The sequence below is a fragment of the Sulfitobacter sp. SK011 genome (assembly GCF_003352065.1).
GTDB lineage: Bacteria > Pseudomonadota > Alphaproteobacteria > Rhodobacterales > Rhodobacteraceae > Sulfitobacter.
Map to the genome: position 1 here is coordinate 3,928,355 of NZ_CP025803.1, position 22,810 is coordinate 3,951,164.

Annotated in this window: 22 protein-coding genes; 7 read left to right on the forward strand and 15 right to left on the reverse strand. The window is 56.2% G+C overall.

Annotated features, from left to right (window positions below; genetic code table 11):
- The first annotated feature begins 203 nt into the window (after positions 1 to 203).
- From C1J02_RS19470 to C1J02_RS19480, 3 genes are all read left to right on the forward strand, one after another.
- Positions 204 to 2,231 carry an NADPH-dependent 2,4-dienoyl-CoA reductase gene (locus tag C1J02_RS19470; RefSeq protein WP_114880047.1) on the forward strand — a complete coding sequence of 676 codons (2,028 nt, stop codon included), beginning with the start codon at positions 204 to 206 and terminating at the stop codon, positions 2,229 to 2,231.
- A gap of 74 nt (positions 2,232 to 2,305) precedes the next feature.
- Complete coding sequence (locus tag C1J02_RS19475) at positions 2,306 to 3,247, forward strand: zinc transporter ZntB (RefSeq protein ID WP_114880048.1); 942 nt, start codon at positions 2,306 to 2,308, stop codon at positions 3,245 to 3,247.
- A gap of 146 nt (positions 3,248 to 3,393) precedes the next feature.
- Positions 3,394 to 4,299, forward strand: coding sequence for a LysR family transcriptional regulator (locus tag C1J02_RS19480; RefSeq protein WP_114880049.1), 906 nt, complete (start codon positions 3,394 to 3,396; stop codon positions 4,297 to 4,299).
- A gap of 74 nt (positions 4,300 to 4,373) precedes the next feature.
- Here C1J02_RS19480 and C1J02_RS19485 read toward each other — a convergent pair whose 3' ends face one another.
- The 4 genes from C1J02_RS19485 to C1J02_RS19500 are packed head-to-tail and all read right to left on the reverse strand — an operon-like array spanning position 4,374 to position 7,335.
- Positions 4,374 to 5,321 carry an OmpA family protein gene (locus tag C1J02_RS19485; RefSeq protein WP_114880050.1) on the reverse strand — a complete coding sequence of 316 codons (948 nt, stop codon included), beginning with the start codon at positions 5,319 to 5,321 and terminating at the stop codon, positions 4,374 to 4,376.
- Positions 5,318 to 5,887, reverse strand: a complete 570-nt coding sequence (locus tag C1J02_RS19490) for a peroxidase-related enzyme (protein ID WP_114880051.1) — start codon at positions 5,885 to 5,887, stop codon at positions 5,318 to 5,320. The genes C1J02_RS19485 and C1J02_RS19490 overlap by 4 nt, the downstream gene beginning before the upstream one ends.
- 12 nt (positions 5,888 to 5,899) lie before the next feature.
- Positions 5,900 to 6,619 (reverse strand): GNAT family N-acetyltransferase, encoded by a 720-nt coding sequence (locus C1J02_RS19495; protein ID WP_114880052.1) that lies wholly within the window; start codon positions 6,617 to 6,619, stop codon positions 5,900 to 5,902.
- Positions 6,616 to 7,335, reverse strand: a complete 720-nt coding sequence (locus C1J02_RS19500; RefSeq protein WP_114880053.1) for a molybdopterin-binding protein — start codon at positions 7,333 to 7,335, stop codon at positions 6,616 to 6,618. Before C1J02_RS19500 ends, C1J02_RS19495 begins: the two co-directional genes overlap by 4 nt.
- Positions 7,336 to 7,383: 48 nt before the next feature.
- On the opposite strand from C1J02_RS19500, the gene sfsA reads away from it, so the two are divergent.
- The 3 genes from sfsA (at position 7,384) to C1J02_RS19515 (ending at position 10,259) form a co-directional block, all read left to right on the forward strand.
- Positions 7,384 to 8,097 (forward strand): DNA/RNA nuclease SfsA, encoded by a 714-nt coding sequence (sfsA, locus tag C1J02_RS19505; RefSeq protein ID WP_114880054.1) that lies wholly within the window; start codon positions 7,384 to 7,386, stop codon positions 8,095 to 8,097.
- Between the two features lie 32 nt (positions 8,098 to 8,129).
- Positions 8,130 to 8,945: a type I methionyl aminopeptidase gene (gene map, locus C1J02_RS19510; protein WP_114880055.1), complete on the forward strand. Its 816-nt coding sequence runs from the start codon at positions 8,130 to 8,132 to the stop codon at positions 8,943 to 8,945.
- Between the two features lie 102 nt (positions 8,946 to 9,047).
- On the forward strand, positions 9,048 to 10,259 hold the full coding sequence (locus C1J02_RS19515; protein WP_114880056.1) for a PLP-dependent aminotransferase family protein: 1,212 nt from the start codon (positions 9,048 to 9,050) through the stop codon (positions 10,257 to 10,259).
- Here C1J02_RS19515 and rsmD read toward each other — a convergent pair.
- Together rsmD and C1J02_RS19525 are read right to left on the reverse strand one after the other, a co-directional pair.
- Positions 10,256 to 10,810 carry a 16S rRNA (guanine(966)-N(2))-methyltransferase RsmD gene (gene rsmD / locus C1J02_RS19520; RefSeq protein ID WP_114880057.1) on the reverse strand — a complete coding sequence of 185 codons (555 nt, stop codon included), beginning with the start codon at positions 10,808 to 10,810 and terminating at the stop codon, positions 10,256 to 10,258. The genes C1J02_RS19515 and rsmD overlap by 4 nt on opposite strands.
- Positions 10,807 to 12,015 (reverse strand): NAD(P)/FAD-dependent oxidoreductase, encoded by a 1,209-nt coding sequence (locus C1J02_RS19525; protein ID WP_114880058.1) that lies wholly within the window; start codon positions 12,013 to 12,015, stop codon positions 10,807 to 10,809. Before C1J02_RS19525 ends, rsmD begins: the two co-directional genes overlap by 4 nt.
- 91 nt (positions 12,016 to 12,106) lie before the next feature.
- Between C1J02_RS19525 and C1J02_RS19530 the strand changes: the two genes are divergently transcribed.
- Positions 12,107 to 12,595 (forward strand): peroxiredoxin, encoded by a 489-nt coding sequence (locus C1J02_RS19530; RefSeq protein WP_114880059.1) that lies wholly within the window; start codon positions 12,107 to 12,109, stop codon positions 12,593 to 12,595.
- 49 nt (positions 12,596 to 12,644) lie between these two features.
- On the opposite strand, the gene C1J02_RS19535 is transcribed toward C1J02_RS19530, so the two are convergent.
- The 9 genes from C1J02_RS19535 to C1J02_RS19575 all read right to left on the reverse strand — a co-directional run bounded on the left by C1J02_RS19535 (position 12,645) and on the right by C1J02_RS19575 (position 22,684).
- Positions 12,645 to 13,490, reverse strand: coding sequence for a mechanosensitive ion channel family protein (locus C1J02_RS19535; RefSeq protein WP_114880060.1), 846 nt, complete (start codon positions 13,488 to 13,490; stop codon positions 12,645 to 12,647).
- A gap of 10 nt (positions 13,491 to 13,500) precedes the next feature.
- Entirely contained in the window at positions 13,501 to 13,809 is a 309-nt protein-coding gene (locus C1J02_RS19540; RefSeq protein ID WP_114880061.1) for a 4a-hydroxytetrahydrobiopterin dehydratase, read from the reverse strand.
- Positions 13,806 to 14,993: a GNAT family N-acetyltransferase gene (locus C1J02_RS19545; protein ID WP_114880062.1), complete on the reverse strand. Its 1,188-nt coding sequence runs from the start codon at positions 14,991 to 14,993 to the stop codon at positions 13,806 to 13,808. Before C1J02_RS19545 ends, C1J02_RS19540 begins: the two co-directional genes overlap by 4 nt.
- A 46-nt stretch (positions 14,994 to 15,039) precedes the next feature.
- Positions 15,040 to 15,801, reverse strand: a complete 762-nt coding sequence (locus C1J02_RS19550; protein ID WP_114880063.1) for a glycerophosphodiester phosphodiesterase family protein — start codon at positions 15,799 to 15,801, stop codon at positions 15,040 to 15,042.
- A complete protein-coding gene (locus tag C1J02_RS19555; protein WP_114880064.1) occupies positions 15,798 to 16,256 on the reverse strand; it encodes a RidA family protein in 459 nt (152 codons plus the stop codon). The genes C1J02_RS19550 and C1J02_RS19555 overlap by 4 nt, the downstream gene beginning before the upstream one ends.
- Before the next feature lie 71 nt (positions 16,257 to 16,327).
- Positions 16,328 to 17,638, reverse strand: a complete 1,311-nt coding sequence (locus tag C1J02_RS19560; RefSeq protein WP_114880065.1) for an HlyD family type I secretion periplasmic adaptor subunit — start codon at positions 17,636 to 17,638, stop codon at positions 16,328 to 16,330.
- The gene (locus tag C1J02_RS19565) at positions 17,635 to 19,371 is read right to left on the reverse strand and encodes a type I secretion system permease/ATPase (protein WP_114880732.1); all 1,737 of its coding nucleotides are present in this window, start codon (positions 19,369 to 19,371) and stop codon (positions 17,635 to 17,637) included. The genes C1J02_RS19560 and C1J02_RS19565 overlap by 4 nt, the downstream gene beginning before the upstream one ends.
- Positions 19,372 to 19,541: 170 nt before the next feature.
- The gene (locus C1J02_RS19570; protein WP_114880066.1) at positions 19,542 to 20,378 is read right to left on the reverse strand and encodes a PhzF family phenazine biosynthesis protein; all 837 of its coding nucleotides are present in this window, start codon (positions 20,376 to 20,378) and stop codon (positions 19,542 to 19,544) included.
- A gap of 95 nt (positions 20,379 to 20,473) precedes the next feature.
- On the reverse strand, positions 20,474 to 22,684 hold the full coding sequence (locus C1J02_RS19575) for a transglycosylase domain-containing protein (protein WP_205389830.1): 2,211 nt from the start codon (positions 22,682 to 22,684) through the stop codon (positions 20,474 to 20,476).
- Positions 22,685 to 22,810: the final 126 nt, after the last annotated feature.

Consider the following 22,810-nt stretch of genomic DNA (forward strand, 5'->3'; position numbering starts at 1 on the left):
GGCGGGCTTTTGCGGCGCAGGGCAGAATTCCAGTTTAGCCAAACCCGCTTTGTCATCAAATATCACGAATGCCAAATGGTCTAAAGCTGCCTTGGGCCATTTCAGGATCCTGCTGGCACCCTATGACGTGGCGTTGTGCGTGACAGAACCACGTTCTAAGGTCATTCAGATACCATCCCATTCCCGATCCCCGTGAGGTTCCCATGTCTGATTACCCCCATATGCTCGCCCCTCTTGATCTGGGTTTCACAACACTCAAAAACCGCGTGCTTATGGGGTCAATGCACACCGGGCTCGAAGAAACCAAAGACTGGAACCGCGTGGCTGAATTTTATGCCACCCGTGCGCGGGCGGACGTGGCATTGATGGTCACTGGCGGCATCGGCCCCAATCCCGAAGGGTCGGTCATGCACGGTGCTTCGATGATGACCACTGATGAAGACGTGAAAAATCACACCTTGGTTACAAACCGCGTTCATGAGGCGGGTGGCAAGATCGCAATGCAGATCCTGCATGCGGGCCGTTATGCCTATTCACCTGATTGCGTCGCGCCCTCTGCGATCAAATCACCCATCTCTTTGTTTGCGCCCAAAGAGCTCGATGCGGCAGGCATCGAAAAGCAAATCAGCGATATCGTCGCCTGTGCCGAACGCGCCAAAGATGCGGGCTATGACGGGGTCGAGATCATGGGGTCCGAAGGATACTTCCTGAACCAGTTCCTTGTGACCCACACCAACAAACGCACCGACGAATGGGGCGGGTCATATGAAAACCGCATGCGCCTGCCGATTGAGGTCGTGCGCCGCACGCGCGAAGCCGTCGGCACGGATTTCATCATCATATACCGCCTGTCGATGATTGATCTGGTCCCCAACGGGTCGACCCATGATGAGGTTGTTCAACTTGCGAGAGCGATTGAAAAAGCAGGTGCTACCATCATCAACACAGGTATTGGATGGCACGAGGCCCGAATACCGACAATCGCCACATCGGTACCCCGCGCCGCATTTGCATGGGTCACGAAGAAACTGATGGGCAAGGTGGGTATCCCGATCATCACATCAAACCGGATCAACACACCGCAAGTCGCCGAGGAAATTCTGGCCGATGGATGCGCGGATATGGTGTCGATGGCACGGCCCATGTTGGCCGACCCCGAATTTGTGTCCAAGGCGATGGCGGGAAAATCCGACCAGATCGCGCCCTGCATCGCATGTAACCAAGCCTGTCTTGATCACACGTTCAATGGCAAGATCTCGACCTGTCTGGTCAATCCGCGCGCCTGTTATGAAACTGAACTGAAAATCGAAAAGACGGACCGGCCAAAATCCATTGCCATCGTGGGGGCGGGACCCGCAGGCCTGTCCACCGCCATTACAGCGGCGGAACGCGGTCACAATGTCACCGTCTTCGACCGCGCGTCCGAAATTGGCGGACAGCTTAACCTTGCAAAGCAAGTTGCGGGCAAAGAAGAATTCTGGGGCTTTGTCGACTGGTATCGCGCCATGGTCACCGAACTAGGCGTAACAGTAAAGCTGAACACCGAAGTATCGGCCAATGATCTTGACGGCTTTGACGAGGTCGTTATCGCCACAGGGGTCGTGCCGCGTGACCCGAAAATCCCCGGCCAGAACGGCGGCAACGTGGTCAGCTATATCGATGTGCTGAACGGCAAAGCGAAAGTGGGCAACCGTGTCGCTGTGATTGGTGCGGGCGGTATCGGTTTTGACGTTAGTGAACACCTTGTGCATGACGGCGACAGCACCACACTCAACCTGCCCGAATGGATGCGTGAATGGGGTGTTACAGACCCCGCAGAACACCGCAGCGGACTGGCCCCAGAAGGGCCACAGCCACATGCGCCCGCCCGTCAGGTCACAATGCTGCAGCGAAAACCGTCAAAGGTCGGCAAGGGCCTGGGCAAGACAACCGGGTGGATACACCGCGCCTCACTGACCATGAAAGAGGTCAAGATGATTGCCGGTGTGAACTATGAAAAGATTGATCAGACCGGCCTGCACATCAGCTTTGGCGAGGCGCGTGAAAACCCCACCTTGCTTGAGGTGGACACAATCGTTCTATGCGCCGGGCAACTCTCTGATCGTTCGCTCGCTGATGCATTGGAGGCGAAAGGCCGTTCCTGCCACGTCATCGGTGGCGCGGATGTCGCAGCAGAGCTCGACGCAAAGCGCGCGATCAATCAAGGCACCCGACTGGCGGCATCGTTGTGACAGGGGTGGGTGATCAGCCCACCAGACCTTACCCGGCCATTGCGTAAATCACGGGCCGCAGTAAAGATGCCACAATGCCCATTTGCGTCTTTGACATATTCCCTGACGGCACAGCAAAGGTGCCGGATGATGCCGCCCTCACCGGCCCCGGCACCTATCGTTGGTGGCACTATGACCTGAGCGATCCCGATCTGGCTGACTGGGCCACGAACAGACTGCCAGCGATCCCCGCAGGTGCTTTGTTGCAGCCCGAAACGCGACCACGGTGTGACCTTTATGAAGAAGGGCTCATTCTGAACCTGCGTGGCATCAATCTGAACGCGGGTCAGCATGCTGATCAAATGGTATCGGTGCGCATGTGGGTTGAAGGGAATGTCATCATCACCGTGCGCCTGCGCAGAGTTTTTGCGCTTGATGAAATTCGCCAGATTGTCATCGCCCAAGCAGCGCCTCTTACAACTGCCGCCTTTATCGAGGCGCTGGTTGGCCGCCTGACCGCACGGGTTCAGGACGAGGTGATGCGCATTTCCAAGCTGACCGAGTTTTACGAAGCGGACCTTGAGAACGATACAACACCATTGCCAAAGGACCTGCCAGCAACCCGGCGCAGCGTGATCAAATTGCGCCGCTATCTGGAGCCTCAGAAAAACGCACTGGTCACATTGTCGACCATTGATTTACCGATTGTCACTGAAACCGACGCCCTGAAACTGCGGGAACTGGCCAACCGCACAACGATTGCGGTTGAAGAGCTTGACGCGCTTCAGGAACGTTTGATTGCCGTGCAGGATGATCACGACTTAGATGTGGCACGCCGTCAGGCGCGAAACGGCTATGCTCTGTCGATTGTGGCAGCAATATTTTTACCGCTCGGTTTCCTGACCGGTTTGTTTGGCGTGAATATTGGCGGCATGCCCGGCATTGAAAACGCATGGGGTTTTGCCATTCTTTGCATCTCAATGGTTGGGTTGGCGGGGTTAATGTATCTGGTGTTAAAGGCGTTTCGCTGGCTCTGATAATGATTGAAAACCGGTCGCGCTGCCGTTTCCATGCCTTGAACGATCCCAGCAATTACCTTGTAACTGTCTCAACCCTGCCCCGAACCCGCCCCAATTCACCGCCATAGCTGATCCTTGAAGTAAGTATCTTGAAGGGATCGGGCATGGACCGCCTCACAGAAATGGAAGCATTCGCCACCGTGGTGGACCAAGGGGGCTTTACCGATGCCGCTAAAAAAATGGGAATCTCAAAATCGGCCGTGTCCAAACACGTCTCGTCACTTGAGGCCCGCCTTGGCGCGCGCCTTTTGAACCGGACGACACGCCGTGTGTCCCCAACAGAGATTGGTCTTGCCTATTATGACCGTGCCCGCCGCGTGTTGAACGACGCCGGTGAAGCGGACGCATTGGTCACGTCAATGCAATCCGCACCATCTGGCCTTTTGCGCATTTCGGTGGCGACCGATTTCGGGGTAAACCACCTGTCTCCGGCTTTGTCTGAATTCCTCAGCGATTTCCCGGATATTACGGTGAACATGGTCCTGAACAACCGTTATGTTGAGCTGATCAGCGAAGGTTTTGATATGGCCGTGCGCATTGGTGAGCTGGAAGACAGCACCCTGCGCGCCCGCAAATTGACAGAAACAACCAAGCGGATGATCGCGTCACCGAAGTATTTTGAACAATACGGGCGGCCTGAAAAGATCGATGATTTGAATGATCACAAGCTGTTACATTATTCAAACCAATCTTCAGGAAACGTCTGGAAATTGACCGCACCCTCTGGCGAAAAACGTCAGGTGCGCACCGCTGGCTGGCTTTCGGTCAACGATGGGCAATCTTTGCTAAACGCCGCGATCAGCGGACTTGGCATCGCGTATCTGCCCAGCTTCCTTTATTCAGAAGCGATGGAAAAGGGTCTGGTTGAGGATGCGATCCCTGATCTGCCGTTGGAAACCCAAGGCATCTATGCCGTCTATCCGCCGGGCCGTTTCACACAGCCCAAAGTGCGCGCATTCATTGATTTCCTGGTACACGAATTTGCCGATAAAGGCCCAAGTGACTGGTAAAAGTAACACCATCTACCCTTGATGGACTTAAGCCCCCGAGGCCTTCTGGTTTCGCGGGGCTTTCCGGCTAAACTTCATTCCGATGACAGCACAACCACCTCGACCCGGCGGTTCGCTTCTCGACCTGCGGCATTGAGGTTGGATGCAATGGGCGACAAATACCCCATGCCCTGCGCATCCATGCGCCCCGGGTCCAGACCGTATGCATCAATCAACCGTGCACGCACCGACTGCGCGCGACGGCGGGACAATGCAATGTTCCCGTCAAGACCACCAATAGCATCAGTATGCCCGACCAACGCAACTTTGATCCCCGGTTGCGCCCTGAGAAATGCGGCCAAGGCATCAAGCGAGGCGAAATTCCCGGTGCCCAAGTCAGAAGTACCCGTATCAAAATCAAGGTCTTTCAGCACCATATGACCCACGCTCAACAGCTGCCCCGACATGTCCTGAGGCGCGACAACTGGCGTTGTGACAGGCACATCAGCGGTTGCGGCGACAGCGACTGCAACGTCGTCCAAGGCACCCGCTTGGATCACCTGCACATAAGCGGACGTGGCAGAGGTGCTTGTCAGAACCGTGATCACCTCATTCGGGGCCGCCGCCGTTGGGCGCATTGCGGTCACAAAATGAAATGCCCGAATGTTCACGTACATGTTCGGTCCGGGCAGCGTTTCAGTCGCAAAGCGAAAGTCAAACCCGCCACAGGTCTGGCTGGCGCAATCAAGGACAATCTCAAAACCGGCGGCATCCAACTGGGCGCGCAGCGGGCGCATCACCTGTAGGGGGGTCAGCCCAGGCTGGTCGAGGCGCCATGCCGTACGCCGCACGTCACCTTCGATGTCGAGTTTTTCAACCTTGCCATCAACAAACACGCCCACCGGAGCTGCGTAGAGATCGGGCGAGGTGTTCCGCGCGGCTGTTTGCACCGCATTTGCCGGCAAAGACAGGTCCAGCGCGGTACCGACGTTCGCCCAGCCCACCAGGGCAGTGATCGCCAGAATGCGCCCTGCGGTTCTCATCGCGCCTGGGCGTGGTATTCGTCATTCGGGCGCATGTCGGTGCCACTGGCAACCCGATTGGTCATGTTAAAGAACCCGGTGACATTGGCGATGTCCCAAATGTCCCGCTCGCTAAACCCATGGTCGCGCAACACTTGTCTGTCCGCCTCTTCAATCGTGGCGCTTGCCGTTGTCAGCTTGTGCGCGAAATCCAGCATGGCACGCTGTCGTGGGTCCAATTTGGCCACGCGGTAGTTCATCACCAGTTGTTCGCCCAGCATCGGATCACCAGACAACGCCCGCACCGCAGCGCCATGCGACACCAGACAATAATAGCATTTGTTCACCGACGACACGACAACCGCGATCATTTCGCGCTCAAGTTTGGTCAACTCTGACACGCCCAACATCAGATCGTTGTAGAGCGCTGTAAAGGCGTTCAATTTCTCGATGTCAAAGGCATGCGCACGCAAGACATTCGGGATCATTCCCAACTTATCCTGACAGACGTCAAAGTACTTTTGCGTGGCTTCCGGAAGCGGATCAACCATCGGCAAATCAAGGGCAGTGGGCATCATTTCAGCCATCCGGTGGCTCCTTTACTCGGGGGATTGTCGGTAATGATAACGCCCTGCAGGTGCAAAGCCCAGAGAGCGATAAAGCGCATTTGCGCCCACGTTTTGCGTTACACACAAGACAGACACATGCGTGGCACCCTGTGACTGCCCCCAGAACGCCGCCGCCCGCATCATCCATTCCGCCACACCTTGTCTGCGTTGATGCGGCAAGACTTCGACAGCATGGACCATGCACACATTGTCATGAGCCCCGGCAAAGGCCACGCCGGCAGGCTGTTCGTTCCAACGCGCCAGCACGCCGGTCTTGATCTGCGCCCGAGACATGACATCCAATCGTGCCGGACCGATGCCGCCTTCGGCCCAAATCTCGGCCATGATTGCCAAAGGTTCCCATATTGTGAACGCCGTCACCCGCGGGATTGGTACGTCGGTCAGGTTTTCAATGGGCAGTGTATAAAGGGTGACAGGATCGACGATCGGATATCCCCGCGCTTCAAGCAGTGCATCCAGCGCATCATCGCCTTGCCGGATCATGAACAACGGCTGCTGGCCCATCTCTTGCATATCGATTTCGGCCTGCCCGACGTCTTCTGCGCACACCGCATCAAGCGCAGTTGCCGCAGAGACCCGTTTGCCGCCGCCCCGCCCTTCACGCAGCGTCCATTTGCCCAGATCAAAGCGCCGCGCGGCGGGCCATGTCTGGTCGCAGACCTCATATAGCTGATGCGCCGTCACATTCACTTAAAGGTATCTTTGAGTTGATCCATCGCCGCGTCAATCTCATCCTCGTCATTGCCCCGGATCACGATATGCGCGCCGTATTTTCCATCTTTTTGAAACGGATAGGACCCCATCACCAATGCCGGAAACGCCGCCGCCAAATCGCCCAACGGCCCCGCAATATCGCCCTCACCCCGGTCTATGCGGGTTGTTTTACTGATCAGCGCCGCACCCCCCGTCAATGTCGGGATCACGGAGGCGACCATCGCCTGAAAGACCGACGGCACCCCTGCCATGACATGCACATTTTCCAGTTTGAAACCGGGGGCCGCCGATACCGGATTTTCAATCAGAGTCGCATCATCCGGAATCCGCGCCATGCGCAGCCGCGATGCGTTCAGCTCAGTCCCTGATTTTTCATAATGTTCTGCCAAAATGGCACGGGCATCATCGCGCACATCTATGTTTCGGTCGAACGCTGCTGCAATGCAGTCGGCCGTAATGTCATCATGGGTTGGTCCTATGCCACCACTGGTAAACACGTATTTATACGCGGCTGACAGCGCCTGAACCGCCGCGATAATTCTGCCGTTCTCATCACCGACGACGCGCACTTCTTTTAGGTCGATACCGATATCATTCAGTTGTCCCGCAAGATAATGCATATTTGAATCGCGGGTGCGACCTGACAGAATTTCGTCTCCGATGACCAGCATCGCGGCGGTGGGGTTGAGCATATGCTTGTATCCTTGAGGTTGCTTACACTACGGTATAGGCCTCGCCCCATGCGCTTTCAAACCGAACTTGTCCCCGCCCGCCTGATCCGCCGCTACAAACGGTTTTTGGCCGATTGTATGCTTGAGGATGGGCACGAGGTAACCGCACATTGTGCGAACCCAGGCTCAATGATGGGATTGGCAGAACCGGGGATGCGGATCTGGCTTGAACCAAATGATGACCCCAAGAAAAAGCTGAAGTACGGCTGGCGGTTGGTTGATCACGAGAATGGTCATTTCACCGGTGTCGACACCGCGCTTCCGAACCGCGCGGTGCGGGCCGCTCTTGAAGCCCGCGAATTAGCACCGCTTGCCGCCTATGGAACTGTAAAACCAGAAGTGAAATACGGGGAAAACTCCCGCATCGACTTTTTACTGAGCGAACCGGGTTTGCCAGATGCCTTTGTCGAAGTGAAATCTGTCACACTTTCCCGAAAACCCGGTTTGGCCGAATTCCCTGATTCTGTGACCGCTCGTGGCGCAAAACACCTGGGCGAACTGGCCAGAATGGCGGCGGCTGGGCACCGGGCCGTTCTGCTTTACCTTGTGCAACGCACCGATTGTACCCATGTCACAATTGCAGACGACATTGACCCCGCTTATGCCGCGGCCCATCACGCGGCAACCGCCTCTGGTCTGGAAACCCTGGCCATTGGCACCCTCATCAGCCCTTTGGAAGTGAGCCTCGCCGCCCCTCTGGCCCTTGGCCGCCCCGCACGCTAAGTAAGGCCAAACAAAAGATATTGGAGAACCCGGTGAACACAGAACACCGTGGCCGTCAGACCAAAGACGGCATTCGCATTTACGATCCTTCTGATTTTGCCGGCATGCACGCCGCTGGCCGTTTGGCCGCTGCCATTCTGGATGAAATCGCCGAACACGTCTTTGTTGGCCAAACCACCGGAGAGATTGACCGCATCATCGAGGAAAAGGTGACAGCAGCCGGGGCGAAATCAGCGACGATCGGGTACAAGGGCTATAAACACGCGAGCTGCATTTCGGTGAATCACGTTGTTTGCCACGGTATCCCCGGCGACAAGAAGCTGAAGGATGGCGATATTCTGAACGTCGATGTTACCGTGATTGTTGATGGTTGGTTTGGCGATACGTCACGCATGTATGTGGCAGGCAAACTGTCCCGCAAAGCTGAACGTCTGATCGAAGTCACACATGACAGCCTGATGCGGGGTATTGAGGCCGTAAAACCCGGGAATACTTTTGGCGACATTGGCCATGCAATCCAGACCTATGTCGAAGGCCACCGGATGAGCGTGGTCACAGACTTTTGTGGGCACGGGTTAGGCCGCGTATTCCATGCACCACCTAACGTCCTTCATTACGGCCGCCCCGGTACCGGCGCCGTTCTGGAGCCCGGCATGTTTTTCACAATTGAACCGATGGTGAACCTTGGACGGGCAGAGACCAAAACGCTCGCCGATGACTGGACGGCTGTGACCCGTGACAAATCCTTGTCGGCGCAATTTGAACATTCCGTAGGGGTTACGGAAACCGGATGTGAGATATTCACCCTGTCGCCCGCCAATATCTTCCACCCCACTTACAAGACTTAAAGAAGGCTCGCGCATGCAGCCCAATTTACGTATAAATAGGTAAGAAGTATTGCCATACATTTAGATTCGTGCTGTTGTCCTTAAACTCAGGGGGATGACATCATGAAGTGGGAACAGATATTCGCGACGCGCATGCAGCGCATGAAAGCCAGCGAAATTCGCGAGCTGCTCAAACTCTTGGATCAGCCCGATATCATTTCCTTTGCAGGTGGCATTCCTGACCCGGCCCTGTTCCCAACCGAAGCGTTTCAGGCGGCATTGGCGGATGCCCTTTCCCCGGCCAAACAAGCCACAGCACTGCAATATTCCGTTTCCGAAGGCTACGGTCCCTTACGGGACTGGATCATTGGACAAATGGATGCAATCGGAATCCCCTGCACCCGTGATAACGTGCTGATCACCTCAGGATCGCAACAAGCGCTGGATTATCTGGGCAAATTGATGCTGTCACCGGGCGATACGGCACTTTTGGGGTGGCCCACCTACCTTGGTGCTTTGGGTGCCTTCAATGCCTATGAACCACATTATGACCGTCTGATCCCGCGCGGCAATCGGTCTGCCGCTGATTATGCAGAAGCTGCTGCCCAAAACGGTGGGCGGGTAAAGTTTGCCTATATGTCGGTCGATTTTGCTAATCCCACGGGCGAGACGCTTGATCTCGCGGCGCGCAAAAATATCCTTGATCTTGCAGATGAGATGGACATCGCGGTGATCGAGGACGCGGCCTATCAGGCGCTGCGCTATGATGGCACCCCGATCCCACCCGTATTGGCGCTGGAGATTGAACGCAAAGGCAGCATCGATGCCTGTCGGACGCTGTATTGCGGGAGCTTTTCGAAGTCATTGGCACCCGGCCTGCGGGTTGGTTGGGTGTGTGGCGCGGCACCCGTCATTTCCCAGCTGGTGCTGATGAAACAGGCATCCGATCTGCATTCATCAACGCTTAACCAAATGGCAATCGCCACCGTGGCGCAGCAGATTTTTGGTGAACACACCGCCAAACTGCGCAAGATTTATGGCGCGCGCCGTGATGCGATGCTGCATGCCCTGGCGACACATATGCCCGATGGCGTAGTCTGGACCAAACCCGAAGGCGGGATGTTTGTCTGGGTCACACTGCCAAAACATCTGGATGGCGGTGATCTGTTGCGGCAATCGCTTGAAACGCAAAGGGTCGCCTTTGTTCCGGGTCACGCCTTTTTTGCCGATGGATCCGGGGCAAACACCCTGCGCCTTGCATATTCATTGGCAGATGACGCCAAAATCGATGAGGGTATCAAACGTTTGGCAGCGGTCATTCGCGCGGCGGCCTAAACCGTTCTGCGCAGCAAGGTCATATGGGTATCGCCATACTTGCGTTTATCGATCCGCTTAAACCCGTGTGGCGCGTTCATCGGTGCGTTCTCTTCCCAGACAATCATGGCATCTGGTGCCAGCCATCCGCCGTCTCGTACGGCTGTCAACGCCAGCTGCCCCATCCCTTTACCGTAAGGGGGATCGAGAAGGACCAGATCGAAAGGTGCCGCAATCCACGCACCCAAACTGGTCGCATCATTGCGCATCAACGTGGCCTCTGCTTTTGCTCTCAACTTCTCAATATTCTGAGTGATCAGGCGTTGCGCGACACGGCCATTCTCAACAAAACATACGTCTTTCGCACCGCGTGATAACGCCTCCAACCCCAGCGCGCCGGTCCCCGCAAACAGATCAAGCACCCTTGCCCCGATGATCACATCGTGATGTGTCAGCATCGAGAACAGGCTTTCTCGCACCCGGTCAGACGTGGGCCTCAGATGCGCGGCCACGTCGCCTTCGCCCACATCGGACAACACCGACCCACGGTATTTTCCGGCGATGATCCTCACAGCTTCAGCAACGCTTTCATATCCGTTTCCGGGTCCGAAATCGCCGCAGGGTCAGGCGATTTTCCGGCCTCAATCAAGCGCTTGCCAACCATGAATCCGCGCGGATCATTCATGGCATCAACCGCCAACAATTCGGACCCGCGAAAGTACCAGAACGCCACGCTATCGGCATCCGTGCGCCGTGTGATCACCCGGTCATAGCCTGTGTTCAGCCCGGCGATCTGCAGCTTTACATCGTATTGATCGGACCAAAACCATGGCTTCGCAACATAGTCCTTGTCCCCACCCATGATGTTCTCAGCCACGCATTCTGACTGATCGATGGCGTTGGGAACAGACTCCAGCCGAATGCGCCCACCGCGATAGGGAAACGACGCACAATCACCCGCCGCCCATACATGCGGCGCTGAGGTCCGGCCCTGCGCATCAACCTTAATGCCATTGTCGATCTCGATCCCTGCCACCTCGGCCAAGGCCGTACATGGCGCTATCCCGACACCGACTATCACGAAATCCGCATCAACCTCAGCCCCGTCAGACAGGCGCGCACCACGCACAGCCCCATCACCCAACAGCCGTTCAAGGCCGACACCCTCGCGGATATCGACCCCGTGCTCTTGATGCAGATCCCGGAAAAAATCACTGGTTTCGGGTGCGGCGACCCGCTGCAAAATACGATCTGCCATTTCTACAAGCGTGACGCGCAGGCCCAGTTTGGCGGCAACCGATGCAGCCTCCAGCCCGATATAACCCCCTCCGACAATGAGCACCTTCGCATCTTTGACAAAACGCGGGGCCATCGCATCAACATCCGCCAGATCGCGCACCACATGCACACCGTCCAGATCGCCACCTATGCTGGCTGGCAAATGACGCGGTTCCGATCCTGTGGTCAGGACCAGATCATCATAGTGCATCGTCTTGCCCTGCACCGAGATGCTTTGCGCGGCTGTGTCAATCGCGTCGACATGCACGCCCATCATAAGATCGATATCGTGCTCTGCATAAAACGCCTCAGGGCGCAGAAACAGGCGTTCAAGTGCCATGTCACCCATCAGGTATGCCTTGGACAGGGGCGGCCGTTGATATGGGGGTACGGGTTCTGCACCAATCAACGTCACGCGACCCTCAAAACCACCATTGCGCAGCTTGGCCACGCAAGACGACCCCGCCTGCCCCGCCCCGATCACAACCACATGCCGCATAGCCAATTTTCCCCGATATTACTGGTCGTACCCTATGACAAAACCTATATGCTTGCTTAGGACAAACGCAATGACATGAAAGGTCTAGCCCATGACGATATCTCAAGGGGACACTCTGCCCGACGCAACTCTGGTCGAATTGGGCGCTGACGGACCAGCGCCAGTCAAAATGGCGGACAAACTCAAAGGCCGCAAAGTGGTTGTATTCGCGGTGCCCGGTGCATTTACACCGACGTGCAATTCCGCGCATGTACCCAGCTTTGTACGCACCAAGGATCAATTCGATGCCAAAGGCGTGGATGAGATCATCTGCGTGTCCTGCAACGATCCCTTCGTGATGAAAGCATGGGGCGAAGCGACGGGTGCAACTGCGGCAGGCATTACCATGCTGGCCGATGCATCATCCGAATTCACCCGTGCCATCGGCATGGACTTTGACGCCCCCCCTGCAGGGTTGATGGCCCGGTCAAAACGCTATGCGATGTTGGTGGACGATGGCAAAGTGACGCTGTTCCAAGCCGAAGAAAGCCCCGGCGTCTGTGACGTGTCCGGCGGTGAAGCGCTGCTGGCCAGCATGTAACACAAACGCGGCAGGCCAATGCGATGGCCTGCCGCCTTACACCAATACGCTACTCTGCCGCCTGAACGATTGTGCGGGTGGGGAACGGAATATCCACACCACCAGAGTCCAACGCTTCTTTAACCTGCCGCGTCATATCCGCCTTGAACGCAAAATAATCCCCTGCGTCACACCAGACACGCACCAGAAAATCAACGGAACTGTCGCCAAGATTTGTGACCTGAATAAACGGATCGGGGTCTGCATGCGCGCGCGCATCGGCCATGATGGTTTTGCGAATGATCTCCTCGGCGCTTTTCAGATTGGCCCCATAGCCAACGCCAAATGTCCATTCTGCGCGCCGCGTTTCGTTCACGGAATAATTGGTGATGACGTTCCCCCAAACCTTGGAATTGGGCACAATCACCTGAACATTGCTGAGATCCGCCAATTCGGTAAAGTTGAGGTTGATCTGTTTGACCGTTCCCATTTCTCCGCCGATATCCACAAAATCGCCTATTTTAATGGGCCGGAACATGATCAGCATCACACCCGCTGCAACATTAGACAGCGTGCCTTGCAGGGCCAGACCAATTGCCAGACCTGCCGCACCGATAAGCGCCACAACTGATGTCGTTTGAACACCAAAAGTGTTCAGCACAAACAGCACCGCGAAACCCAGGACGACATACCGCACGATCGACGCAAGAAAATCGAACAACATCTCATCCAGATGTTTGTGTTTCTTTCCAAGGTGCTGCACACGTCGTTGCAGCCAGGCTGACACGATCCAACCCGCCAGCAGGATCCCAATGGCCGCAAGAACCGACCCCACCGCGCCTGCCAGGAATTCAAGTGTCAAAAGATCGCCAAGGGTCTTGCCCTGCCAAAGCTCTGTATTCATTAGATTTTGCATATGTATTCCGTCAGTCTTTCTTGGTCTCGAACAAACTATCCATTTTGCGCGCCAACTTGACGTCAAGCGTGCTTAAGCCATCAACATCATGGGTGATCAACGTCACATTCACCTTGTTATAGACATTGATCCATTCTGGATGATGGTCCCATTTTTCCGACCATATCGCCACACGGGTCATCCAGCCAAACGCATCCGCAAAGTCGGGAAACTTAAACGTTTTGTGGATGGCATCACGCCCCTCTTCCATCTCCCAGCCAGTGTTGAAAAGAGGCTGTAGTAACGTGTTCCGGGTTTCGTCGCTTAATCGTTCTGTCATTCCTGCTCCTCAATTTGGGCGCGTCTAAATGGCCCATAATCTGTCAAAATCTCAATCTCTTCGTCAACGGCCGCACGTTCAGCCGCCAGATAATCACCAACCGCATGCGCAAACCCCGCGTCCCGCATCCAATGCAGCGACCAGGTCGGCGTTGGCAAATAGCCCCGCGCCAGCTTGTGCTCACCCTGCGCGCCGGCTTCAACCGTTTTGAGCTTGTATGCGATGGCGATATCTATTGCCTGATAGTAACACAGCTCGAAATGCAGGCAGGGATGATGCTCAGAGCAGCCCCAATACCGACCATACAACGCATCAGCACCGATAAAGTTCAGGGCCCCCGCCACATATTCACCGTCACGCTCTGCCAGAACCAAAGCGATATCGTCGCGCAGTGTTTCATGGGCGATATCAAAAAACGACCGCGTCAGATAAGGCGTCCCCCATTTTCGCGCGCCGGTATCCTGATAGAACCGCCAAAATGCATCCCAATGTTCTGGTTTGATCTGATCACCGGTGAGGACCCGAATGTGTCCTCCAAAGCTTTGGGCAGTCATGCGTTCTTTGCGAATGTTCTTTCTTTTGCGCGAGTTAAGGCTGCTCAGAAAGTCATCAAAGTCGCCATAGCGATCATTGCGCCAGTGAAATTGCTGGCTTTTGCGCGGCATCAACCCCAGTTCTTTGGCCACTTCAACTTCATCTTCGGTGCAAAAGGTCACATGCAAAGACGACAAATTGTTTGATTCCGTAAGCTGAATGGCACCTTGAACAAGTGCTGCCATCCCGGTTTCTTCAAACCCCGGACGGGTAAGAAAACGCCGACCTGTCACGGGGGTATGCGGCACCGCGATTTGCAGCTTTGGATAGTACCGTCCCCCCGCGCGCTCGTAGGCATGCGCCCAATTGTGGTCAAAGATATACTCACCCTGCGAATGCGACTTGACGTACATCGGGGCCACCGCGATCACCTGACGCGCAACCGTGGCTGTCAGATATTGTGGCTGCCACCCCGTACCCGGGCCGACGCTGCCACTTTGCTCAAGTGCTGCAAGAAATCGATAGGTGGTAAACGGATCGCGCGCGCGCGCGCCACTCTGCGCCTCGGGGCAGGCGCAGCCATCCCAATCGGCCTGCCCGATATCGGCAAGCTCAGGCACCACCCTAATCTCTACGTCCTGCGCACTCATATTATTTCCTGCCTTCGTGCCTTATCTGTGGCTTGCCCGCGCAGGATCAAGCGGTAAGGGCGGCGCGGTAGGCCTCAAAGGTAATATTGTCGGCGATCTGGCGCGCGATCTTTTCCTCTTCAACTGTCCGGACCGTCCAGCAACAGATCATTGCGCCCAACGCTTTTAGTTCGGAAACGCGTGCGCGCGTCAGATCATCTACCTCGTGGCTGATAAAAGATGCGCCGACCCGATCATAATCGGGAATATCTCGCAAACGGTCGCAAGTCGTCTTGGACAACGGCCATTCGTCATAACGGTAGGCGCTTGTGACCAAACCGCGCGGCACGTCCGGTGCCAGTTCGGCCATTCTTGCAACCGCATGAGGGTTGAATGACATCACGGCCACGTCTCCCTCATATCCCCGCAAGGCCGCAGCAGTTGCTTCTTCAAGCGGGCCGATTGCGGGGCCCATATCGCCGTCCTGGTCCTTTATTTCGATCACCAGGGGAACGCGGCCTGCGACCAGATCAAGTACTTCTGGCAAGGTCGGAACGCCCTCTTCGCCACCGGTCAGGTGGATCTGGGCCAGTTCATCAGCACGACACAGCCGTATGGGACCTTTCGCGCCTGTCAGCCGGTCCAGCGAATAGTCGTGAAACACCATCGCCGCGCCATCCGCGCTGAGTTGAACATCGATCTCAATACCATATCCGGCCGCGATCGCCGCCCGAATGGCAGCGCGGCTGTTTTCGGGACGTCCATCACGCACGTCGTGCAATGCGCGATGAGCCAACGGTCGATCATAAAACGCATGCGGAAGGCTCATTTGATCTCAAAAATGCCTTCGATTTCAACTGCAACGCCAAATGGCAAGGATGCGGCAGAAACCGCCGAACGGGAATGTCGCCCCTTGTCGCCCAGCGCCTCGACCAGAAAATCAGAAGCGCCATTGATCACTTTGGGCTGGTCGGTGAACTCCGCAGTGGAATTCACAAAGCCGGTCAGCTTGATCACCCGGACCAACCGCTCAATATCGCCGCCACAGGCTGTTTTGACCTGCGCCAGCAAACTGATCACACATGATTTTGCCGCCGCTGCCCCCGCATCAACATCCATGTTCTCGCCCAACTTGCCCGTGATGAAGCCATCAGGGCCATTTGATATCTGCCCCGAGACATAGACGATATTACCCACCGTCACGAACGGTACATAATTCGCTGCGGGTGCGGGTGCATCGGGCAATGTGACACCCAATTCGGTCAGACGTGCGGTGATGTTCATGGTGTATTCCCTTAGCGGTTTGAGGTTTACCAGACGCTATCCGGGATAGGCGAGATGAGAAAGAGGCAGGATCAACTTTCGCGAAAAGCGCGCGCAAAATAATCTGCCATCGGCTTGATCAGATAAGCCATAGGCGATCTGTCCCCCGTCCGAATAAACGCTTCAACCGGCATACCGGGCAGCAGGATGGTACCCGCGGCCAGCTTTTCCATCTCACCGGGGTTCAACGTGATTTCCGCCCGAAAATATGATTGCCCGGTTTGTTCCTCTTCTATCGCATCAGCGGAGATTTGCATGACCTGCCCCAATAGCTCTGGCGTGGTTCTTTGGTCCAGCGCGGACATCCGTAAGTTTACTTGCTGACCAACTGCAATCTGATCGATGTTGGTCGGGTTGACGCGCGCCGCGATGACCAGCGGACGGTCTTGGGGGACCAGATACAGCACCGGATCTGCCGGGCGCACGACGGAACGCGGCGTCTGGACCTGCATGGCGTACACGATGCCGGACACAGGCGCGCGTATGTCAAGCTGATCAATCTCTGCCTTGAGCGCGCGGCGCTGTTCCACCAATTCCAGCTCGCGATAGCGAAGATCGCGCAACCGCGTAATCGCTTCTTCGCGGCCCGCAGCGCCAAGTTTTAATATCTCGATATCAATTTCAGTGGCACGCCCTTGCGCTTCTGCCTTGCTGGCCGACAATTCGCCAATCTGTCCTTGCAGTCGTGCTTGTTCACGCTGCAGAGACAACACAATTGATGCCTGCGCCAAGCCGCGATCCAACAGCAATTGCTGATTGCCCAACTCTTGTTCAATCAACTCAAGCTGACGGGCAAGCGATGCCTCTTGCGCCTGAATACCGGCAACCTGCGAGCCGATTTGGCCACGCCGCTTGCCCAGTTGATCAATCTCTTGCACAACGGATGCGCGGCGCGCCTCAAACAAATTGCGCTGCCCCCCCATCAGTTCTTGCATATCTGGGTTTATCGCGCCGACGGCGATCAGCTCTTCTTCAAAAACCACGGCGTCCGATTCATCGCGCTGCGCCTCAAGGCGTCCACGTCGGGCCATCAGTTCGAACAATTGCCCTTCCGTAATGGCCAATCGCGAAGCCAGAGTTTGTGGATCAAGCTGGATCAACAGATCACCGGCCGCAACACTGTCGCCCTCATCCACCAGAATGGCCGCAACGACGCCGCCCTTTTCGTGCTGAACAATCTGACGGTTCCGGTCGACCTCAATCTTTCCCGTTGCGACAATTGCGCCGGCGATCTCTGTCATCATGGCCCAAGTACCAAAACCACCAAACAGCAGCGCCAGCCCCAACATCCCACTAATAACCTGGCGCTTTGCAGACCAGCGTTCGTCAGGCGTATCGGTCATGTCACGCCCCCCGCATCAACGGGTGCCTGTTTGATCTGTTGATGGTTTTTGACCATGCCTGCCAGAACCTCATCTTTGGGGCCAAAGGCCATGCGCATCCCGTTGTCGAGGACCAACAGCGTGTCACATTCCTGAATGGCCGCAGGTCGGTGTGCCATGATCAGAACCGACCGCTTGTTCGCTTTCATCTGCCGGATCGCTTGGTTAAGAGCCTGTGACCCAATGTTATCGAGATTTGAATTGGGTTCATCCAGCACAACAATTACTGGATCGCCATACAGTGCACGGGCGAGGCCGATCCGTTGCATTTGGCCGCCAGACAGGCGAACCTGACCTGATCGGATCTGAGTGTCATAGCCTTGCGGCAGCTCAAGAATCATCTCGTGTGCTGCGGCCATTTTGGCGGCGGCAACAACTTTCGCATCATCCGGCGTGTCGGAAAGCCGGGCGATATTTTCGGCAATGCTGCCATCAAAAAGCTGAACGCGTTGTGGCAAATACCCGATGTGACGTCCCAAGGTTTCTGACCCGTATTGATCCAGCGCCGCACCATCCAATCGAACATATCCACCAGCAGGCGGCCAGACTCCCATCAAAGCCCGCGCCAGGGTCGATTTGCCAGAACCGGATGGCCCGATCACACCGACAGCCTGACCCGGTTCAACCTCTAAATTGAGCGACTTGAGTGATGCCTGTTTCTCACCCGGTGGAACCACGGTCAGCCCCTTGGCAGTCAGCTTGGCACGTGGCTGCGGCAACGCTGTGCGGGTCGTCTCAAGGGCAACCACCCCTAATAGCAGCAGAAGGTTTTCCCACCCGATACGCCCTCTTTGCAGAACAGGCCATTGGTTCAGCGCCATCTCAACCGGGGCCAGCGCGCGACCCAACAAGATTGATCCAGCAATCATCGCGCCCGGTGTCATCTGGTTTTGCAACACCAGCCATGCACCCAGCCCCAACATGGCGGACTGCAAAAACAGGCGCAGTGTCTTGCTCATTGACGTAAAGGTGCCACCAACATCCGTAGCACGAACGTGCTGTTCCAATGCCTCGCGGCGCGACTTTTGCCAGCGGTCAAAAGCGGCGGTGCGCATGCCCATGGCCTGCACCATTTCCGCTTCGGTCCTGATCTGATCCGAAATAGCAACAGCCGTCTGACTCGCGATGCCCGCCCTTGCCTGGCTGCTGCGCGACAACATCTGATTCGCGACCGTAATCAGGATCAAAATCGCAGCACCACCCAGAGCCATCCATCCCAACAACGGATGGAACACAAAGATCGCCGCAAAGAAAATGGGCGACCACGGAATGTCAAAGGCCGCCATGAGCACGGGGGACGTGATCAACCGCTGCACTGCTTCCAGATCGGCCAGACCAGCGTCGGTTTTTAAGTCCGGTGCCACCGCAGATTTGCGCACGACAGCATCAAAAACGCGGCGATCCAGATCAGCCTGAAAGCGCGCACCAACCCGCGCCATGATCCGGCCGCGCGTATGATCCAGAATGCCCATCGTACCATACAGGAACACGACCAAAATCGACAGCGCGACCAACGTTTCTTGTGAACCTGAGCCCAGAACCCGGTCATAGACCTGCAACATGTACAGCGGTCCCGTCAGCATCAACAGGTTTGCAAACAAGCTGAACAGACCGACCACCCAAAACAACGTCCAGCTGCGGCTGCACACATTGCGCAACTCACTCTGCCCACGTTTGATGACTTCGTCGCGCATTGGAACCTTCATTAAGTGGCGGTCAACAACTCGCTGTCATCTGTCAACGCACATGTCCGCATAAGGGGATAGTGCGATGGGTCTTAAAACTTCATTGCGCTTTCGATAAGTATCCGGATTTTTTTCGAAAAATTTAAGTCAATCCAAATGCTGGGACATTTGGCTGCCGGTCACATCCACCTGACAGCGCCACTCACACGCACCGACGCACCGGGCCTTCCGGTCACATTCACCGTCAACCTTGACGGGGCACCCATATCCACGCCCTGACTGATCTCGAATGAACCGCCTGTGCGCAATCCATCCCAATTCATATCAACCAACGCGCCGCCCAAAGCGGCAGCGGCAGCGCCGGTTGCAGGGTCCTCGACCACCCCACCGCTGGCGAATGCATTACGCGCCTCAAAAAGACGCGGCCCATTGATGTAAAGCAGACTGACGGTAACCAGATCATGTTCAGCCATCAGCGCACGCATCGGTTCAAATGGATAGGACATCTGCGCAAGCTTTGTGCGGTCCTTCAGGGTGAGAACGGCGTGTTTAACCCCTGCAAAAGCCAGTGTTGGTGGCAACATCGGTTCGAGGTCCTCACGCGTCAGAGAAAAGAGCGATAAGAGCTGCACCGCCAGTTCATCATCCAATGGCTTTGACCATGTTTCAGGCGACTGGAGTGCAGCCTGCCAGACACCGCTTTCCTGCATCGCATCAACGGTAATTTTTGCGTCCCGCAGGTTCAAATCAAACTGTCCTGCCCCCTTTTGCGCACCCAGCGCGGCCCCCAGTGCGATTGTGGCGTGGCCGCAAAAAGCGACCTCACCGACAGGCGCATAATACCTGACGCGCCAGGCATCGCCCTCTGGGGTGGCGAACGCGGTCTCGGAAAACCCAAGCTCTGCAGCGATGGATTGCATCTGATCGGGGTCAGGCAGGTGGTCTGAAATGACAACGCCGGCGGGATTGCCGCCGCTGCCGTCTGCCGAAAAAGATGCGATGCGAAGGGGTGTCATGGGGGACCTCATTTTCTGAACAATCCCCTGATGACACAAACACCATCCAATCAAAAACGACCGTATGTGCGCCGTTCAATCACAAATTGTGATGCTCAGCGGTCTTCACCACGCGCCGGAATGTTTTTTTGACCCCCACCCCCGGAAGAGGGGCCAAAGATCTCGCGCAGCACCTGATCGATCAGTGTGCCCCCGCCATTATCAACTGGAATGGGATCTGAGGCGACTTGCTGTTCGCCCAGGCCACTTGCAGGGCCCGGCAGGCTCATTGGCAGATCGCTAAGCGGGACACCCTCGTGCACACGGCTCATCGTTTCACGCCATATCTCAGTTGGCAGACCACCGCCTGTCACGCCTTTGAGAGGTGTGTTGTCATCATACCCCATCCAGACCCCGGCAACATAATCGGCTGAAAATCCGATAAACCAGGCATCTTTGGCAGCTGAGGTCGTTCCGGTTTTTCCTGCCAGTTGGCGTCCGCCAAACTGCCCACGTTGGCCAGTGCCTTCGGAAATGACCTTTTCCATCATGTAAACCAATTGGCGCGCGGCCTCTTCTTGAATCACACGTTCACCAATGCCGCCACCGGTCCCCATCAAAGGCTCATTATCTCCCATCAGCCGCAAATCAATCAGACCGTATGGCGTCACCGACGACCCCCCATTCAGGATACCGGCATATGCACCCGTCATTTCAATCAAGGTACTTTCGGATGCGCCAAGCGCCAGTGCCGGTCCTGCGGCAAGATCATTTTTTATACCAAACTGAAGGGCAACCTGACTGACCAGTTCACGCCCAACACTTTCAGAAACTTTGACGGCAGGAATGTTCAGCGAATTCTTGAGGGCGTCGGTAAGCGTCACCAAGCCTTTGAAGTTATTGGTATAGTTTCTTGGACACCACTTACCCGAACCGGGAATGTTCAAACAATACGGTTCATCATCAATCAGATCATTTGGTGAATACCCCAGATCAAGCGCTGCGGCATAGACAAAAGGTTTGAATGCGGAACCTGTCTGGCGCAGGGCCTGCGTTGCACGGTTGAACGCACCTGCCACTTTGGTTTTGCGACCACCGACCATGGCGCGCACGGCACCGTCTGCCGACATGACAACGATGGCGGCCTGCGCCTTTGACCCTTCGCGCACCTTGTTCTCGAACACCCATTTCAACCCATCCTCGGCGGCGCGCTGGATACGCTGATCAAGGGTGGTTTTGATGATCACATCTTCGGTGGTGTTACGGGTAAAGAATTCGGGACCCGTCGACATGACCCAATCGGCGAAATACCCGCCCGCCTTGGCCTCGGCAGCCTCTGACAATTCGGCCGGATTGGCTTGGGCCGCGTCCGCCTCTGCTTGTGTCAGGTAGCCCTGCTCGCGCATCAACCGAATGACCGTGGCCGCGCGGTTCTGCGAACGATCAAGGTCGGATGTTGGGGAAAAACTGCTGGGCGCGGTCAGCAGACCGGCAAGCATAGCTGCTTCGGCTGCATTCACCGCTGCGGCGGGCTTGCCAAAGAACCGCTGCGCCGCGGCCTCAGCGCCGTAGGCACCGCCACCCATGTAGGCTCGGTTCAGATAAATCGACAGGATGTCGTCCTTGGAATACTTTGCCTCCATCGCCATGGCATAAAGCGCCTCTTTGGCCTTGCGCTGAATGTTGCCCGCGCGGCAACTGCGCTCATATTCCGCCTCTGTCTGTCCGGTGGAAGCATCGAACGGCTCCCCGAAACAAATGAGCTTGGCGACCTGCTGTGTGATGGTGGAACCACCATGGCCAGACAACGGACCTCGCCCTTCACTGAGGTTGATGCGGATCGCCGACGCGATACCACGCGGGCTGACCCCGAAATGCCAATAGAAGCGTTTGTCCTCGGTGGCGACCACCGCGTTCTTGAGGTGTCTGGACACGCTGTCAGCGGTTACAACACCACCGAATTGATCACCCCGCCACGCAAAGACATCACCGTTCCTGTCCAGCATTGTGACCGATCCACGCGCACGGCCATCCAACAGGTCATCAAGCGCGGGCAGCGTTGTATAAAAATATCCAATCGCAACCGCCAGAACGACCATGGCAACCGCAGTAAGCCGCCATGTAATCTTCCAGATCAGTCGGAATACCCAGCCCACAAACGCGCTGAGCAGACCAATGATACCCCCGCGTCTTGGCCGTTTGGCCCGTGCCGGTTTGCGTTTCGCGGGCGCTTTGCCTCTGGGTGCCTTTTTCGGGACAGCCGACCCTTTTCCAGGATACCGCTTGTCCGCCACCAAAGGGCGCTTACGCTTGGATGAATCACTCATGAAATTGCCTGCCCGGCCTGATTTTTACGGCATCTTAACCTGAGCGGGCCGGATTGTTTAGCGTCCCATTGAACAAACAACGTCAATTTTCCGACTATTTTTTAATCACATCCGCAAGTGTGGCTA

Excerpts from the sequence above, each read along its gene's own strand:
- C1J02_RS19490 (WP_114880051.1), bottom strand. The coding sequence starts at position 5,887 with ATGGCTGAAATGATGCCCACTGCCCTTGATTTGCCGATGGTTGATCCG.
- sfsA (WP_114880054.1), top strand. The coding sequence starts at position 7,384 with ATGCGCTTTCAAACCGAACTTGTCCCCGCCCGCCTGATCCGCCGCTAC.
- C1J02_RS19480 (WP_114880049.1), top strand. The coding sequence starts at position 3,394 with ATGGACCGCCTCACAGAAATGGAAGCATTCGCCACCGTGGTGGACCAA.
- C1J02_RS19570 (WP_114880066.1), bottom strand. The coding sequence starts at position 20,378 with ATGACACCCCTTCGCATCGCATCTTTTTCGGCAGACGGCAGCGGCGGC.
- C1J02_RS19565 (WP_114880732.1), bottom strand. The coding sequence starts at position 19,371 with ATGCGCGACGAAGTCATCAAACGTGGGCAGAGTGAGTTGCGCAATGTG.
- C1J02_RS19555 (WP_114880064.1), bottom strand. The coding sequence starts at position 16,256 with ATGAACATCACCGCACGTCTGACCGAATTGGGTGTCACATTGCCCGAT.
- C1J02_RS19470 (WP_114880047.1), top strand. The coding sequence starts at position 204 with ATGTCTGATTACCCCCATATGCTCGCCCCTCTTGATCTGGGTTTCACA.
- C1J02_RS19475 (WP_114880048.1), top strand. The coding sequence starts at position 2,306 with ATGCCCATTTGCGTCTTTGACATATTCCCTGACGGCACAGCAAAGGTG.
- C1J02_RS19530 (WP_114880059.1), top strand. The coding sequence starts at position 12,107 with ATGACGATATCTCAAGGGGACACTCTGCCCGACGCAACTCTGGTCGAA.
- C1J02_RS19515 (WP_114880056.1), top strand. The coding sequence starts at position 9,048 with ATGAAGTGGGAACAGATATTCGCGACGCGCATGCAGCGCATGAAAGCC.
- C1J02_RS19500 (WP_114880053.1), bottom strand. The coding sequence starts at position 7,335 with ATGCTCAACCCCACCGCCGCGATGCTGGTCATCGGAGACGAAATTCTG.
- C1J02_RS19535 (WP_114880060.1), bottom strand. The coding sequence starts at position 13,490 with ATGCAAAATCTAATGAATACAGAGCTTTGGCAGGGCAAGACCCTTGGC.
- C1J02_RS19540 (WP_114880061.1), bottom strand. The coding sequence starts at position 13,809 with ATGACAGAACGATTAAGCGACGAAACCCGGAACACGTTACTACAGCCT.
- C1J02_RS19560 (WP_114880065.1), bottom strand. The coding sequence starts at position 17,638 with ATGACCGATACGCCTGACGAACGCTGGTCTGCAAAGCGCCAGGTTATT.
- C1J02_RS19525 (WP_114880058.1), bottom strand. The coding sequence starts at position 12,015 with ATGCGGCATGTGGTTGTGATCGGGGCGGGGCAGGCGGGGTCGTCTTGC.
- C1J02_RS19545 (WP_114880062.1), bottom strand. The coding sequence starts at position 14,993 with ATGAGTGCGCAGGACGTAGAGATTAGGGTGGTGCCTGAGCTTGCCGAT.
- C1J02_RS19550 (WP_114880063.1), bottom strand. The coding sequence starts at position 15,801 with ATGAGCCTTCCGCATGCGTTTTATGATCGACCGTTGGCTCATCGCGCA.
- C1J02_RS19575 (WP_205389830.1), bottom strand. The coding sequence starts at position 22,684 with ATGAGTGATTCATCCAAGCGTAAGCGCCCTTTGGTGGCGGACAAGCGG.
- C1J02_RS19485 (WP_114880050.1), bottom strand. The coding sequence starts at position 5,321 with ATGAGAACCGCAGGGCGCATTCTGGCGATCACTGCCCTGGTGGGCTGG.